This is a genomic window from Kocuria sp. APC 4018, assembly GCF_030407675.1.
GTDB classification, from domain to species: Bacteria; Actinomycetota; Actinomycetes; order Actinomycetales; family Micrococcaceae; genus Kocuria; species Kocuria rhizophila.
In genome coordinates, this window is sequence record NZ_JASDCY010000008.1 from 1 (window position 1) to 14539 (window position 14539).

At 72.4% G+C, this 14539-nt stretch carries 14 protein-coding genes; 11 read left to right on the plus strand and 3 right to left on the minus strand.

Annotated elements, in window-relative coordinates; all coding sequences use genetic code 11:
• Nucleotides 1-272: 272 nt before the first annotated feature.
• Nucleotides 273-1454: an AI-2E family transporter gene (locus QL985_RS02615; RefSeq protein WP_012398058.1), complete on the minus strand. Its 1182-nt coding sequence runs from the start codon at nucleotides 1452-1454 to the stop codon at nucleotides 273-275.
• A 147-nt stretch (nucleotides 1455-1601) separates the two neighbouring features.
• Between QL985_RS02615 and QL985_RS02620 the strand changes: the two genes are divergently transcribed.
• The 5 genes from QL985_RS02620 (at nucleotide 1602) to QL985_RS02640 (ending at nucleotide 8094) form a co-directional block, all read left to right on the plus strand.
• Nucleotides 1602-2615 carry a tetratricopeptide repeat protein gene (locus QL985_RS02620; RefSeq protein ID WP_041297334.1) on the plus strand — a complete coding sequence of 338 codons (1014 nt, stop codon included), beginning with the start codon at nucleotides 1602-1604 and terminating at the stop codon, nucleotides 2613-2615.
• 85 nt (nucleotides 2616-2700) lie between these two features.
• Nucleotides 2701-3678 (plus strand): ABC transporter ATP-binding protein, encoded by a 978-nt coding sequence (locus QL985_RS02625; RefSeq protein WP_012398060.1) that lies wholly within the window; start codon nucleotides 2701-2703, stop codon nucleotides 3676-3678.
• Nucleotides 3660-5504 (plus strand): hypothetical protein, encoded by a 1845-nt coding sequence (locus tag QL985_RS02630; protein ID WP_235005044.1) that lies wholly within the window; start codon nucleotides 3660-3662, stop codon nucleotides 5502-5504. The genes QL985_RS02625 and QL985_RS02630 overlap by 19 nt, the downstream gene beginning before the upstream one ends.
• 32 nt (nucleotides 5505-5536) lie before the next feature.
• A complete protein-coding gene (locus tag QL985_RS02635; RefSeq protein WP_012398062.1) occupies nucleotides 5537-5881 on the plus strand; it encodes a DUF3039 domain-containing protein in 345 nt (114 codons plus the stop codon).
• Nucleotides 5882-6312: 431 nt separating this feature from the next.
• Entirely contained in the window at nucleotides 6313-8094 is a 1782-nt protein-coding gene (locus QL985_RS02640; RefSeq protein WP_035885041.1) for a DEAD/DEAH box helicase, read from the plus strand.
• A gap of 170 nt (nucleotides 8095-8264) precedes the next feature.
• Here QL985_RS02640 and QL985_RS02645 read toward each other — a convergent pair whose 3' ends face one another.
• The gene (locus QL985_RS02645) at nucleotides 8265-8882 is read right to left on the minus strand and encodes an isochorismatase family protein (protein ID WP_102613440.1); all 618 of its coding nucleotides are present in this window, start codon (nucleotides 8880-8882) and stop codon (nucleotides 8265-8267) included.
• 14 nt (nucleotides 8883-8896) lie between these two features.
• Nucleotides 8897-10237 (minus strand): nicotinate phosphoribosyltransferase, encoded by a 1341-nt coding sequence (locus tag QL985_RS02650; RefSeq protein ID WP_259906083.1) that lies wholly within the window; start codon nucleotides 10235-10237, stop codon nucleotides 8897-8899.
• 112 nt (nucleotides 10238-10349) lie between these two features.
• Here QL985_RS02650 and clpS point away from each other — a divergent pair, with 112 nt between their 5' ends.
• From clpS to rdgB, 6 genes are all read left to right on the plus strand, one after another.
• Nucleotides 10350-10652, plus strand: a complete 303-nt coding sequence (clpS, locus tag QL985_RS02655) for an ATP-dependent Clp protease adapter ClpS (protein WP_047979176.1) — start codon at nucleotides 10350-10352, stop codon at nucleotides 10650-10652.
• Nucleotides 10652-11212 carry a DUF2017 domain-containing protein gene (locus QL985_RS02660; RefSeq protein ID WP_019309334.1) on the plus strand — a complete coding sequence of 187 codons (561 nt, stop codon included), beginning with the start codon at nucleotides 10652-10654 and terminating at the stop codon, nucleotides 11210-11212. Before clpS ends, QL985_RS02660 begins: the two co-directional genes overlap by 1 nt.
• 68 nt (nucleotides 11213-11280) lie before the next feature.
• Complete coding sequence (gene murI / locus QL985_RS02665) at nucleotides 11281-12174, plus strand: glutamate racemase (RefSeq protein WP_039101935.1); 894 nt, start codon at nucleotides 11281-11283, stop codon at nucleotides 12172-12174.
• Nucleotides 12175-12200: 26 nt separating this feature from the next.
• A complete protein-coding gene (locus QL985_RS02670) occupies nucleotides 12201-13040 on the plus strand; it encodes an MBL fold metallo-hydrolase (RefSeq protein WP_019309332.1) in 840 nt (279 codons plus the stop codon).
• Between the two features lie 10 nt (nucleotides 13041-13050).
• A complete protein-coding gene (gene rph, locus QL985_RS02675; protein WP_223110310.1) occupies nucleotides 13051-13860 on the plus strand; it encodes a ribonuclease PH in 810 nt (269 codons plus the stop codon).
• Nucleotides 13850-14539, plus strand: a complete 690-nt coding sequence (gene rdgB / locus QL985_RS02680; RefSeq protein ID WP_257744210.1) for an RdgB/HAM1 family non-canonical purine NTP pyrophosphatase — start codon at nucleotides 13850-13852, stop codon at nucleotides 14537-14539. Before rph ends, rdgB begins: the two co-directional genes overlap by 11 nt.

Genomic DNA, 14539 nt, shown 5'->3' on the forward strand with positions numbered 1-14539 from the left:
CTGGATCAACCAACCAACCGCCGCCGAACCGGTAGCCGCCTGACACCCACTGGCCTCAAACACCTTGAAAAATTCCGGTGCTGCCGAACGGGAGGCACCCGATCGCCCGGCGCCGCGGTGTACACCGGTGTGCACACCCGTACCGTGGGCACCGGCTCACCCCGCCCGCGTGAGACGCGCGCCCGTGCAGCACTCACGGTCTCGCCCGCTCGCGGGACAGGTGCGGCTGCGGGGCGCGGGACCGGGCGCGGCGGCGTCGTCGTGGGCCGGCGTCAGCGGGCGTCCTGGCGGGGGACGAAGACCTCCCGGACCAGGAGCAGCCCCGCGGCGGCGGTGGGGATGGCGATCAGCGCACCCAGGACGCCCCAGAGCGCGCCGCCGGCCGCCACGGCCACGATGGCCACGGCGCCGGGCACGGCCACGGCCCTGGACATGATCCGCGGGGAGATCACATAGGCCTCCACCTGCAGGTAGGCGAAGTAGCCCAGGGCGTAGGGCACCACCGTGTTCCACCCGCCGAGGGTGGCCACGAGGCTCACGAAGACCCCCGCGATCACCCCGCCCACCAGGGGAATGAACGCGAGCAGGGCCACAAAGAGCACCAGGAGGGAGGCGTAGGGGACTCCGGTGATGCTCATGAGGATGAAGGCCACCGTGGCGTTGAGCAGCGCCACGCAGGCTTGGCCCATCACGTAGTTGCCCACGCCGTTGATCATCCTGTCCCCGAGGTGGGTGACCCGGGCGCGCTTGCTGGCCGGGGCCAGGCGGTAGCACCACGCCTTGATGGTGGGCCACGAGAAGAGGAAGTACAGCGTCAGGGCCATCACGATCAGCGTCCCCGTGACGCCGTTGAGCACCACCCCGCCCACGTTCACCACGGAGCCGAACATCCCGCCCAGGAAGTTCTCGTCGGAGGCGAGCCTCTCCTGCAGGCCGCTGGCGCCCTTCTGCACCGAGGCGGCGATGTCGAAGCGGTCGTTGAGCGCGTGGTAGAGGTCGGAGTGCATGAAACTGTCCACGAACTCGGGGACCCGGGCCGCGAACTGCTGGGCCTGCTCCACCATCCGCGGCACCACCACCAGGATGAAGGTGGTCAGGGCCAGGGCCAGGGCCAGGATCACCGCGGCCGCGGCCAGGGCGCGGGGCATGCCCTTGGACTCGAGCCAGCGCACGAGGGGATCGAGGCCCAGCGAAATGAACGCCGCGGTCACGATCCACCCCACGAGCCCGCCCACGTTGGTCAGCACGTAGTAGCCGAGCAGTGCGAAACCCACGCCCACGGTCAGCAGGAACCCGGTCTGCACCGGGTGGGCCTTCGCGGGGACCGGGTGGTCCCACGGGGCGCGCGGCTGCCCGGTCCCGTCCTCACGCGGTTCGGGTGGAACCTCGAACTTGCGGCGGGAGGGGCGGAAGCGCGCGGGCTGCTTGTGCTGGGAACCGGGGCTGGTGCTCACGCCGGAAGCGTACAACGCCTGCCGGGTGGAGGATCCCCACGGCGTGGTGCCCATAATGGCAGCAGCACGAATGCCCGGGCGTCAGCGCCCGGCAGCCAGCCCACGACGCCCCACACCGGTGCCCGGGTGGGGCCACAGGAGGTACACATGAGCGAGTTCCCCCGTTCCCCGCAGCCCCGCCCGACGTCCGCCGGTCCCGGTGCGGGCTCCCCGACCGGGGCTCCCGGCTCGGGCCGGACGGACGCCGAGCCGAGCGTTCCCGCGTCCGTGCGCGGTGCCGTGGACCTGGGCGCCGCGACCGCCCCGGCCGGGGGCACCGGGGGCGACGCCGCGGCGTCGGGCTCCGGGGCGGGTGCCGGCAGCTACCGCGTGGCGCTGAGCACCGCCACCTTCCAGCAGTACGCCGAGGCGTCCGCGTCCTACCCCGTGGTGGTGGTGCTGCACGCGCCGCAGAGCCCCGAGTCCGAGCAGTTCGCGGACACCGTGGCCGCGGTGGTGGACGAGTTCGCGGGCAAGCTGCTGCTGGGCACGGTGGACGTCTCCGCCGAACCCCAGATCGCGCAGGCCTTCCAGGCCCAGACCGTGCCCACCATGGTCGCCCTGCTGGGTGGGCGCGTGGTGCCGCTGGTCAACTCCACGGTGCCCGAGCAGCAGGTGCGGGAGCTGCTCACGGAGCTCGTGGCGCTCGCGCAGCAGAACGGGGTGACCGGCACCGCGGAACCCACCTCCCAGGCCGAGCCGGCGCCCCTGCCGCCGCTGCACCAGGAGGCGCTGGAGAAGCTCGAGGCCGGTGACCTGGACGGCGCGGAGGCCAGCTACAACCGGGCCCTGGCCGAGAACCCGGGGGACCACGACGCCAAGCTCGCCCTCGCCCAGGTGCATCTGCTGCAGCGCGTCAGCGCCATGGACGCCACTGCGGTGCGCGAGGCCGCGGCGTCGAACCCCTCCGATGTCGCGGCCGCGCTCGACGTCGCGGACCTGGACCTCTCGGGCGGTCACGTGGAGGACGCCTTCCGGCGGCTGCTCACCGTGGTGCGCACCACGGCCGGGGAGGACAAGGACGCCGCCCGGGCCCGCCTGGTGGACCTCTTCGACGTGGTGGGCGCCGACGATCCCCGCGTGGTCGCGGCGCGCTCGCAGCTCATGCGCGCGCTGTTCTGATCCGGGCCGCGTCCCGGCCGGCGGCTCGGCCCCGAGCGTGGCGCAACATGGCGCGGCGCCCGTGCGCGCCGGTTAGCGTGGGGCCATGAGCATCCCACCGAACGGACCCACGACGCCGCGCCGCGAGCCCGCTGCGGACGCCGCGCCCCCGGCCGAGACCCAGGCCCCACGAGACGGCACGGCGCCCGCGCCGTGGTCACCTCAGGACCACGACGCCGCGGGGTCGGACACCACACCGCGCCCGGCTGCCGGGGTCCCCGGGAGCGGGGCAGCGGCCACGGGTGCCGCGGCACTCGTGCTGCGGGAGCTCACCAAGATCTACGGGCACGGAGCCCGGCCCGCGGCGGACCGCGTGGACCTCACCGTGCCGCGCGGCTCGTTCTACGGCCTGGTGGGGCGCAACGGTGCGGGCAAGACCACCACGCTGTCCATGGCCACCGGCCTGCTGCGCCCCACCTCCGGGCAGGTGCTCGTGGGAGGCGGCAGCCGGGACGAGCTCGCGGACGTGTGGCGTGACCCCGTCACGGCCAAGCGCCGCATGGGCGTGCTCCCGGACGGGGCCCACCTCTTCGACCGGCTCACGGGCCGCCAGCTCGTGGCCTACTCGGGTCTGCTGCGCGGCATGGACCGCCAGCTCGTCAAGGAACGCACCGAGGACCTGATCACCGCGATGGACCTGCAGGACGCCGCTGGGCGCCAGGTGCAGGACTACTCCGCCGGCATGACCAAGAAGATCGCCCTGGCTGCGGCCATGATCCACGCGCCCAGCCTGCTGGTGCTGGACGAGCCGTTCGAGTCCGTGGACCCGGTCTCCGCCGCCAACATCCGCTCCCTGCTGCACCAGTACACGCAGTCCGGCGGCACCGTGGTGGTCTCCAGCCACGTGATGGACCTGGTGCAGCGCATGTGCGACCACGTGGCCGTGATGGACCAAGGGCGTGTGCTCGCCCAGGGGACCATGGAGCAGGTCTGCGACGGCATGTCCCTGGAGGACCGTTTCGTGTCCTTCGTGGGCGGCCGCACCGAGGCGGGGGAGGGGCTGCAGTGGCTTCGACCGGAGTGAACCAGACCCCCGGCGGTGCGCTGCCGGAGCCGTCGGCGCACGGCCGTGACGGCACGGCTGCCGTGCCGGGCGGCATCGACCCCGGGACCCGCGCTCCCGCGGCGGCCCACGGCACGGCCGTGCCCGGTGGGGCGGCCGACCGGCCGTTAGCGCCCGAGCGGCAGGAACCCGTGCCCGACGCCGCCGTCCCCGCCTCCGTGCGCCCCGCGCCGTCCGGGCAGGAGCACGTGAGCCACCGCTTGCGCGTGCTCGAGGAGGCGCGGCGGCTCGCGGGGCTGAAGTGGCACATCCTCGTCAACACGCTGACCCGCAGCACGTGGATCCTGGTGGGCACCGTCCTGGGAGGGCTCTACGCCCTGTCCATCCTGGCCATGCTGCTGGGTGGGATGTTCTTCCTGGGGTCCGAGCCACTGGAGGTGGTGACCGCGGCGTCCGTCCTGGGTGGCACCACCGTGCTGCTGGGCTGGTGGGTGGTGCCCGTGCTCACCTCCAAGGCCGATGCCACGCTGGACCCCGCCCGGCTGGGCCTGTTCCCGCTGAGCACCCCGGGGGTGCTGGCCGGTCAGGTGGTCGGCGCGGTCATCGGGATTCCCGGGATCCTCACGGTCATCGCGCTGGTCGGGTGGCTGTTCTGCTGGCGTTCCTCCCTGCCCGCCGTGGTCGCCGCCGCGCTGTGCGCGGCCCTGGCGGCGCTGCTGGCGTTCACGGGGGCGCGCTGCGCCGCCGCGCTGGCGGCTCGGCTGGCCAAGGGACGGCGTTCCACCGAGATCGTCTCGGTGCTCAGCCTGCTCCTCGTCGTGCTGCTGGCCCCGATCATCACGTCGGTGGCCACCGGCGTGGAGCGCGTGTGGGACAGGCTGCCCGGCTGGGCCGCGGTGCTGTCCTGGACGCCGCTCGGCGCGGTCTGGGCCGTCCCGGGTGACGTTGCCCAGGGGCACTGGGGCGCCGCCCTGCTCCGCCTCCTCATCGTGCTGGCCACCCTCGTGGCGCTCGCGGTCGCGGCGCGGTTCGCGCTGGACCGGGCACTGGGCGACGCCGCCGGGGGTGCCGCGCGCGCCACGGGCAGGTCCGTGGTGGGCATGGGTCTGCTCGACCGCTTCCCGTCCGCTCCGTGGGGCGCGGTCGCGGCGCGGTGTCTGACCTACTGGCTCAGGGACCCCCGGTACTCGGCGTCCCTGCTCATGGTTCCGGCCATGGGCGCGGCGCTCTGGTTCATGAGCGGTGAGGGGGGAACCGCCATGTGGCTGCTGCCCCCTCTGGTCGCCCTGCTGATGTCCTACTCGATCTCGGCGGACATCTCCTACGACAACACCGCGTTCAGCCTGCACCTGCTGGCCCCGGTGCCCGGGTGGGCCGACCGCCTGGGACGCGTGGTGGCCATGCTGATCGTGACCACGCCACTGCTGCTGATCGTCACCGGGCTGTGGCTGGCCCGGGTGCAGCGCTGGGACGCGTTGCCGGCGATGCTCGGTGTCTGCCTCGCGCTGCTGCTGTGCGGGGCGGGGCTGGTCTCGGTGGTCTCCGCGCGCTACACGTACCCCACGCCGCCGCCGGGGGCCTCGCCGCTGAAGACTCCGCAGGGCTTCACGCTGCTGAACCTCGTGGTGCAGTTCGTCACCATGGGGCTCATCGTGGTGCTCGCGCTGCCCTCGATCGTCGCGCTGTTCGTGTTCCTCGGCTCGGGTGCCGCGCTGTGGGGCTGGATCGCCGTGGCGGTGGCCCTCGCGGAGGGCGCGGCGCTGCTGTGGATCGGTGTGCACCTGGGCGGGAAGTGGCTGGATGCCCGCGGGCCGGAGATGCTGCAGGAGGTCGCGGGCTACCGCTGAGCCGGGATCGGGGAAGGGGCTCACGGGGTACAGTGGTGGACATGGACACCACCGAAGCCCAGCACGTCGGGGGCCCCTTCTCGCGGTCCTCCCGGGTGCTGAACAGCACCGAGTCAGGCACGGAGACCGTGGGGGGAACCGCCACGATCGAGCGGGAGGAGACCCGCCAGTTCGCGGAACCCGGTGACCACGAGCGGTTCGCCCACTACGTCCGCAAGGAGAAGATCATGGAGTCGGCGCTGTCCGGCGAACCCGTGATCGCCCTGTGCGGCAAGGTGTGGACCCCCGGTCGCGATCCCCAGCGCTTCCCGGTGTGCCCGGAGTGCAAGGAGATCTACCAGGGTCTGCGCCCCGGCAAGGACCAGCCCGAGAACTGACAGCACCACCGCAGCACCCCCGTCCCGCCCCGCGGGACACCGGCGGCGCCCGCGCAGCGGGCGCCGTTGCCGTGCCGGGCGACGGCGCTGCGGACTGCACCGCGCGACGGCACGGGCCCGTTCTCCGACGCCGGTGATCGGCACCTCGCGCCTGACCCGGCCGCGGTGCGCGTGCCGGCACGGGAAGTCGACACCGGCTTCGGACGTCGGCACCACCCGAGCGATCCCCGGGAACCGCGCCGCGGCGGCGTCGTCGGGCGAGGGGTGCCGAGGACGGGCGACAGGACCGGGGAAGTGCGGAACGGGCGCGGGGCAACCCCTGCCCGCGGACCCGACCGGGCGGCGTCGTCCGCAAGAACTCTGGAGAAACGGTGGAAACGCGCGCCACAGCGCGCGGAGAGGACGAGCACCACGTGTCTGAGAACGACCAGATGTCCCTGTTCGGGGCGGCGGCCGACCTGCCTCCGGCGTACCCGGATCGAGCGGCGTGGGGCACTGCCCCCAAGCTGCGTGCCTGGCAGGCGGAGGCCATCCAGCGCTACGAGCAGGCGCAGCCGCGGGACTTCATGGCCGTGGCGACCCCCGGCGCCGGCAAGACCACCTTCGCGCTCACCGTGGCCAAGAAGCTGCACGACGCCGGTGTGGTCCAGCGCGTGACCGTGGTGACCCCCACCGAGCACCTGAAACGGCAGTGGGCGGACGCCGCCGCTCGCGTGGGGCTCGCCATCGACCCCAACTTCAAGAACGCGGACGGCCAGCACGGGCGGGGCTACATGGGTGCGGCGGTGACGTACGCCCAGGTGGCGAACAAGCCGCTGCTGCACCGGGCCCGGACCGAGGCCGGACGCACGCTGGTGATCATGGACGAGATCCACCACGCGGGTGACGCGCTGTCCTGGGGTGACGGGCTGCGCGAGGCCTTCGAGCCGGCCACCCGTCGGCTCGCGCTCACGGGTACGCCCTTCCGCTCGGACACCTCGCCCATTCCGTTCGTGCGCTACGAGGAGGACGGGGACGGCATCCGCCGCTCCACGGCCGACTACACGTACGGCTACGGCAACGCGCTGCAGGACCACGTGGTGCGCCCCGTGATCTTCATGGCCTACTCGGGGCAGATGCGCTGGCGGACCTCGGCGGGTGAGGAGATGGCCGCGCAGCTGGGGGAGGGCTTCACCAAGGACATCACGTCCCACGCGTGGCGCACGGCCCTGGACCCGCAGGGCCAGTGGATCCCGTCCGTGCTGCGCGCCGCGGACCAGCGCCTGACCCAGGTGCGCCGCACCGTGCCGGATGCGGGGGCGCTCGTGATCGCGACCGATCACCAGGACGCCAAGGCCTACGCCGAGCAGCTGCACGCGCTCACGGGGGAGCGGCCCACCGTGGTGCTCTCCGACGACAAGGCCGCCTCGAACAAGATTGACCAGTTCTCGGAGTCGGACAAGCGCTGGATGGTGGCCGTGCGCATGGTCTCCGAGGGGGTGGACGTGCCCCGCCTCGCGGTGGGCGTCTACGCGACCTCCACGTCCACGCCGCTGTTCTTCGCCCAGGCCGTGGGCCGCTTCGTGCGCGCCCGCAAGCGCGGGGAGACCGCCTCGGTGTTCCTGCCGTCGGTGCCCGTGCTCATGGCGCTCGCCAACTCCATGGAGGAGGAGCGGGACCACGCCCTCGACAAGCCCAAGAGCGTGCCCGACGTCGTGGACTTCGACCAGCCCATGGAGAGCGGCTGGGACGACGACCTGCTGGAGGAGGCCAACCGCGACGAGCGGGCGTCGTCCGCGCTCGCACAGGGCAACTTCCAGGCCCTGGACTCGGACGCGTCCTTCCACGGCGTGCTCTTCGACGGCGGCGCGTTCGGCGGCGGCGCCGCCGTGGGCTCGGAGGAGGAGGCCGAGTACCTCGGCATCCCCGGCCTGCTGGATCCCGAGCAGGTCTCCGAGCTGCTGCGGGAGCGCCAGTCGCGCTCGGCGCAGCGCCAGGGCGGTGGCACGGCCCCCCAGCAGCCCGCGGTCCCGGACCACCGGCGGCTCAAGGACCTGCGGGCCCAGCTGTCCAAGAACGTCTCGGCGTGGTCCGCCCGCACGGGCACCCCGCACGGTGTGATCCACAACGAGCTGCGCACCAAGTGCGGTGGTCCGCCCGTGGCCCAGGCGTCGGAGGAGCAGCTGAACGCGCGCCTCGCAATGCTGCAGCGCTGGTTCATCGGCCGCAAGTAGGTCCCGTGCACGACGCCGCTCGGCCGGGTCCTCGACGCCCCGCGCGCCATCCTGCGGGCGCTCGGCCCTCGCAGACGCGCGCGGACGCCCTCGGCACCGCCTCCCGATCCGAGCCGGTTCCCTTCCCACGCCGAGCTGCGGCCCACTGGGCCGCGCCCGGCAGGGACACGTCAGGCCAGGTCGGTGACGACCTCCACGCCCGCGGCTTCCAGCTCCGCGACGGCGCGCTGGCCGCCTTCCGCTGAGACAGGCGCCGTGAGCGGCAGCAGCAGCCGGGTCTCGTAGCCGGCATCTACTGCATCCTTGGCGGTGGCCAGCACGCAGTGGTCCAGGGCGAGCCCCACCACGTCCACGGCCTCGACGTCCCGCTCCCGGAGCCAGTCGTCCAGGCTCACACGGTCCTCGTCCGCGGCTTCCTCCGGCTCTCCCATGGGCACGTCCACGTCCGGGGCGGACAGCCCCTCGAAACCCGAGTAGGCGGCGTCGTACGCGCCCTTGCGGAAGAACTCGGTGACGTGCTCGGTGTCGAAATCGGGGTGGGTCGCCGCGCCGGGGGTGTCCGCCACGCAGTGCACGGGCCAGCTCGTGGCGAAGTCCGGGGTGTCGCTGAAGTGCTCTCCCGGGTCCACGTGCCAGTCCTGGGTGGCGGCCACGGCCACGTAGTCCGCGTGGTGGTCCTCGAGGTGCTCGGAGATCCCCGCGGCCACCGCGGCGCCCCCGGCGACGGCCAGGCTGCCGCCCTCGCAGAAGTCGTTCTGGACGTCGACGATCAGCAGTGCAGTGCGCACGGTGTCCTCCCTGCTCAGTGAGCGGTTCCTGGTTCGATGACGGTGGGGATCACGGGCTCGCCCTCGGAGAGCCTGCGTGCCGCCCGCGGCAGCTCCGCCACGGACTCGGCGTGGCGCCGTCGGGCCCGCTGCACACCCTCGGGGCCGGTGAAGCCGTCGTGCAGCTCCCCGCCGGTGACGTAGTCCACGAGGAGGGGACGGTCGTCGCCGTCGTCGTGGGGCTCGTGGGAAATGCCCACGAGCTCGTGGGTGGCCAGGCCCTCGGCGCTGCGGCGCCGCAGAGCGTACTTCTCGCCGCCCACGGAGGCCTTGCCCGAGGAAGCCTTGGCCACCGGCTCCATGGTGCCCGAGGTGCCCTCCCGCGAGACGAGTTTGTAGACCATGGAGGACGTGGGGGCTCCCGAGCCCGTCACCAGGCGCGTGCCCACGCCGTACGAGTCCACGGGTACGGCGCGCAGGGCGGCGATCGCGTACTCGTCCAGGTCGCTCGTGACCGTGATGCGAGTGTTCGGGTTGCCGAGCTTGTCGAGCAGCGCACGCACCGACGCCGCCTGGGTCACCAGGTCGCCCGAGTCCAGACGCACCCCGCCGAGGTCCGGACCGGCGATGTCCACGGCGAGGCGGACGGCCCGCTCGACGTCGTACGTGTCCACGAGCAGTGTGGTGGACACTCCCAGAGCGTCCAGCTGGGCTCGGAAGGCCTGCTCCTCGGAGTCGTGCAGCAGGGTGAAGGAGTGGGCGGCGGTGCCCACGGTCCGCACACCGTAGCGGTAGCCCGCCTCCAGGTTGGACGTGGACTCGAAACCGGCCACCACGGCGGCGCGGGCGGCGGCCACGGCAGCCTGCTCGTGGGCGCGGCGTGAACCCATCTCGATGCACGGCCGGTCCCCGGCGGCGCCCACCATGCGGGACGCGGCCGAGGCCACGGCGGAGTCGTAGTTGAGCACGGACAGGATGTAGGTCTCCAGGACGCACGCCTCCGCGAAGGAGGACTCCACGCTCAGCAGCGGGGAGTGGGGGAAGTAGGTCTCGCCCTCCGCGTAGCCGCGGATCTGGCCCGTGAAACGGAAGTTCTCCAGGTAGGCCACAGTGGCGGCGTCCACCACGCCGGTGTCCCGCAGGAAGCGCAGCTGCTCGTCCGTGAAGCGGAACTGCTCCAGGCCCTCCAGGACGCGACCCACCCCGGCGAAGACCCCGTAGCGCCGACCGTGCGGCAGGCGGCGGGTGAAGACCTCGAACACGCTGCGGCGTGAAGCCGTGCCCGCTCGGAGGGCTGCCTGCAGCATGGTCAGCTCGTAGTGGTCCGTCAGCAGGGACGTGGCCTGCGGGTGCCAGGAATAGCTGTGCTCGTTCACCCTGCCAGCCTAGTGGGGCGCTCGCCGTGCGCACATCACCACGCCCCCGGCTACCATGGAAACGATGCTCACTTACCAGTTCCGGGGCCGTGTCCCCGCCCCCGCCGTGCTCATGAGTGCCGCGCCTGCGGAGTCCCCGCAGCTCACGCGGGAGGAGCAGGCGCTCACCGCCGTGAACGTGCCGTGGAACGTGGTGGTCTGGGACGACCCCGTGAACCTCATGAGCTACGTGGTGTACGTCTTCCGCTCGCACTTCGGGTTCACGGACGCCAAGGCCCGCACGCTCATGCTCGAGGTCCACCACCAGGGCCGGTCGATCGTCTTCACCGGCTCCCTGGAGGAGGCCGAGGCCCACGTGAGCGCACTGCACGGCTACGGCCTGTGGGCCACCTACGAGAAGGCGGGGGAGAACTGATGGCGCGCGGGTTCAAGCGCACGCGCAAGGGCATCGTGGGCCGCTTCGAGGCCCCCGAGGTGCGTCTGCTGCAGAAGCTGTTCTCGGACGTGGCAGAGACGCTCGCGCCCGAGCCGCGCGACACGGACGACCCCCTGGAGGCGCTCGTGGGTTGGGACGAGGACGTGGCCGAGCCCACGGACCCCGCGCTGCGCAGACTGCTGCCCGCGGCGTCGTCGGACCCCGAGCAGGCCGCGGAGTTCCGCAGGCTCACGGACCGCTCGCTGCGCGAACGCCGGATCGCGGCACTGCGGGCGTCCTCGCTCGCCCTGGAGTCCGATCCCGTGGTGCTGACCACGGAACAGGCGCAGGACGTTGCACGCGCACTCAACGACGTCCGCCTGGTGCTCGCGTCCCGGCTGGGGATCGACTCCCCGCAGGACGCCGAGCGGGTGGCGGAGCTCACGGACTTCGGGACGGCGCAGACCGTGGAGCAGTACATGGGCGTGGTGTACAACTTCGTCTCGTGGCTGCAGGAGACGCTCATGGAGGCGCTGCTGAAGACCCTCCCGTCCTCGTGACGCGGCATCGGAAGCACGCCTCGTCTCATGTTCGGGGTGCTCACCCGGACGCACTACAGTTTTCCGTTATGCAGGCTGAGCACCGTTCTCCCACCGGTCCGAACCCCAACTCGCCCATCGGGGTGTTCGACTCCGGAGTGGGCGGTCTCACGGTGGCCCGGTCCATCATCGACCAGCTGCCCAACGAGGAGATCCTCTACGTGGGGGACACCGCCCACGGCCCGTACGGTCCGCTGCCCATCGCCCAGGTGCGTTCGAACGCGCTGCGGATCATGGACGACCTCGTGGACTCCGGCGTGAAGCTGCTCGTGATCGCGTGCAACACGGCGTCCGCCGCGGTGCTGCGCGACGCGCGCGAACGCTACACGCGGGGCTACGACATCCCGGTCACCGAGGTCATCCAGCCCGCCGTGCGCCGCGCCGTGGCCACCACCCGCACCGGGCGCGTGGGCGTGATCGGCACCGAGGCCACCATCGGGTCCCGCGCGTACGACGACACGTTCGCGGCGGCACCCCAGCTGGACATCACCTCGGTGGCGTGCCCCGAGTTCGTGGAGTACGTGGAGCGCGGGGTCACCTCCGGTCCGGAGCTGCTGCGCACCGCCCAGGAGTATCTGCAGCCCCTCAAGGACGCCCAGGTGGACACCCTCGTGCTCGGCTGCACGCACTACCCGCTGCTCACCGCGGTGATCTCCTACGTCATGGGGGAGAGCGTCAACCTGGTGTCCTCGGCGGAGGAGACCGCGCGGGACGTGTACCGCAGCCTGCTCGACAACGGCCTCGAGCGTGATCCCGCGCTGGCACCCCACCACGAGTTCCTGGCCACGGGCGACCCCGTGAGCTTCGAGGGACTGGCCCAGCGGTTCCTGGGCCCGGAGGTGCTGCGCGTCCGCCACACCTCGTCCGTGGCCGAGCAGTACCCCACCGGCTCCCTCTCCACGATCCACCCGGCTCAGCGCTGAGTCGGCAGCAGAAAGGTCGCAACTCCATGATCCTCACCGTGGTCGGCAACTCGGGCAGCTTCCCGGGCCCGGACTCCCCGGCGTCCTGCTACCTGGTGTCGGGGGAGGACGCAGACGGACGGATCTGGCGGATCGTGCTGGACATGGGCAACGGCGCCCTGGGCACGCTGCAGCGCTACATCGACCTGCACGAGATTGACGCGATCATGCTCTCCCACCTTCACCCGGACCACTGCGTGGACGTGGGCGGTCTGCACGTGGCGGTCAAGTGGGATCCCCGTGGATGGAACGCAGGGACCATCCCCCTCTACGGGCCCTCCGCGACGCACACCTACTTGAACCAGCTGCACATGCTGCCCCCGGAGCACTCCATGGCCACGGAGTTCGACTTCCACGTGTGGCAGCCCCGGCAGCCCGTGACGGTGGGCCCGTTCACGGTGACGCCGTTCCCCGTGAACCACCCGTGCCCGGAGCCGTTCGCCCTGCGGGTCGAGCACCGGGGTCCGGAGGGTGTGGAGGTGCTCACCTACTCCGGGGACACCGATTCCTGCGAAGAGCTCGTGGTGGCGGCCAGGGACGCTGACGTGTTCCTGTGCGAGGCCGCCTACGAGGAGGGACGCGAGGACCACCTGCGGGGGATCCACCTCACGGGCCGGCGCGCGGGCCGGACGGCCGCGGAGGCGGGAGCGCGGCGTCTGCTGCTCACGCACCTGCCCGTGTGGAACGACCCGCGCACGGCAGAGGCGGAGGCGTGCGAGGCCTTCGACGGGCCGGTCTCCGTGGCGCGGCCGGCCAGGAGCTACCGCGTGTCCGGCCCGACCGACCGGTCGTTCGATGCGTTGGCACGCGCCGGGGCCGACGACTAGGCTGATCCGCATGACTGCGCCTACCGATCCGGCACGATCCACCGCGAACTCCACGGGCCAGGGCGAGCGCTCGACCACGGACGTGGTCCGCGCCGACGGGCGCACGGTGGCCGAGCTGAGGCCCATCACGATCACTCGCGGCTGGTCCGAGCAGGCGGAGGGCTCCGCGCTGATCGAGTTCGGAGGCACCCGTGTGCTGTGCACCGCCTCGCTCACGGAGGGCGTGCCCCGCTGGCTCAAGGGAGAGGGGCGCGGCTGGGTGACCGCAGAATACGCGATGCTCCCGCGCGCCACCTCCACCCGGTCCGCACGAGAGTCCGTCAAGGGCAAGATCGGCGGGCGGACCCACGAGATCTCCCGGCTGATCGGGCGCTCGCTGCGCTCCATCATCGACCTCGAGGCACTCGGCGAGAACACCGTGGTGCTCGACTGCGACGTCCTGCAGGCCGATGGCGGAACCCGCACCGCCTCCATCACGGGTGCCTACGTGGCGCTCGCGGAGGCCATCAACTGGGCCCACGACAACGGCGTGCTCAAGCGCCGCGTGAACCCCCTCACCGACTCGGTGGCGGCGGTGTCCGTGGGCATCATCGACGGCGTCCCCATGCTGGACCTGCCCTACGTGGAGGACGTCCGCGCGGAGACCGACATGAACGTGGTCGTCACCGGCTCCGGCGACTTCGTGGAGGTGCAGGGCACCGCCGAGGGTGTCCCGTTCCGCCGCGACGAGCTGGATGCGCTGCTGGACCTGGCGGTTGCCGGGTGCGCCCAGCTCGCCGAGATCCAGCGCGAGACCCTGGAGAGCACCCGTGGTCGGTGAGGTCCCCGGCGCCCGCGTGGTGCTGGCCACCCACAACCAGGGCAAGGTGCGCGAACTGCGCGCCATGCTCGCCGCAGCGGGTCTCAGTGACCCGGAGCTTGTGGTGGACGCCGGCACGGCCGGGGTGGGCGACGTCGTGGAGACCGGCGTGACGTTCCAGCAGAACGCGCTGTTGAAGGCGCGTGCCGCGGCCGCGGAGTCCGGCCTCGTGGCGCTCGCCGACGACTCCGGACTGGCCGTGGACGTCATGGGAGGATCCCCAGGGATCTTCTCCGCGCGCTGGGCCGGGCAGCACGGCGACGACGCCGCGAACCTCCGTCTCCTTCTCGCCCAGCTCGGGGACATCGCCCCCGAGCACCGCGGCGCTCGCTTCGTGTGCGCGGCCGCTCTCGTGGACCCCCGCGACGGCACCGAGCATGTGGTCACGGGAGAGCTGCCGGGAAGGATCCTCCCGGGTCCGGTGGGCGAGAACGGCTTCGGCTACGACCCGGTGTTCGCGCCCGAGGGGGAGGGCGGCGCGAGCTGCGCCCAACTCGGTGCGGAGCACAAGAACCGCATCAGTCACCGCGGCCGGGCCATGGCGGCGATGCTGCCCCACCTGCTGCGCGTCCTGGGCCACGAGGAGCGCGCAGCCGCACCCGTTCCGGGTGCCTCGCCCGAATCGGAGCCCGAGGCCTGA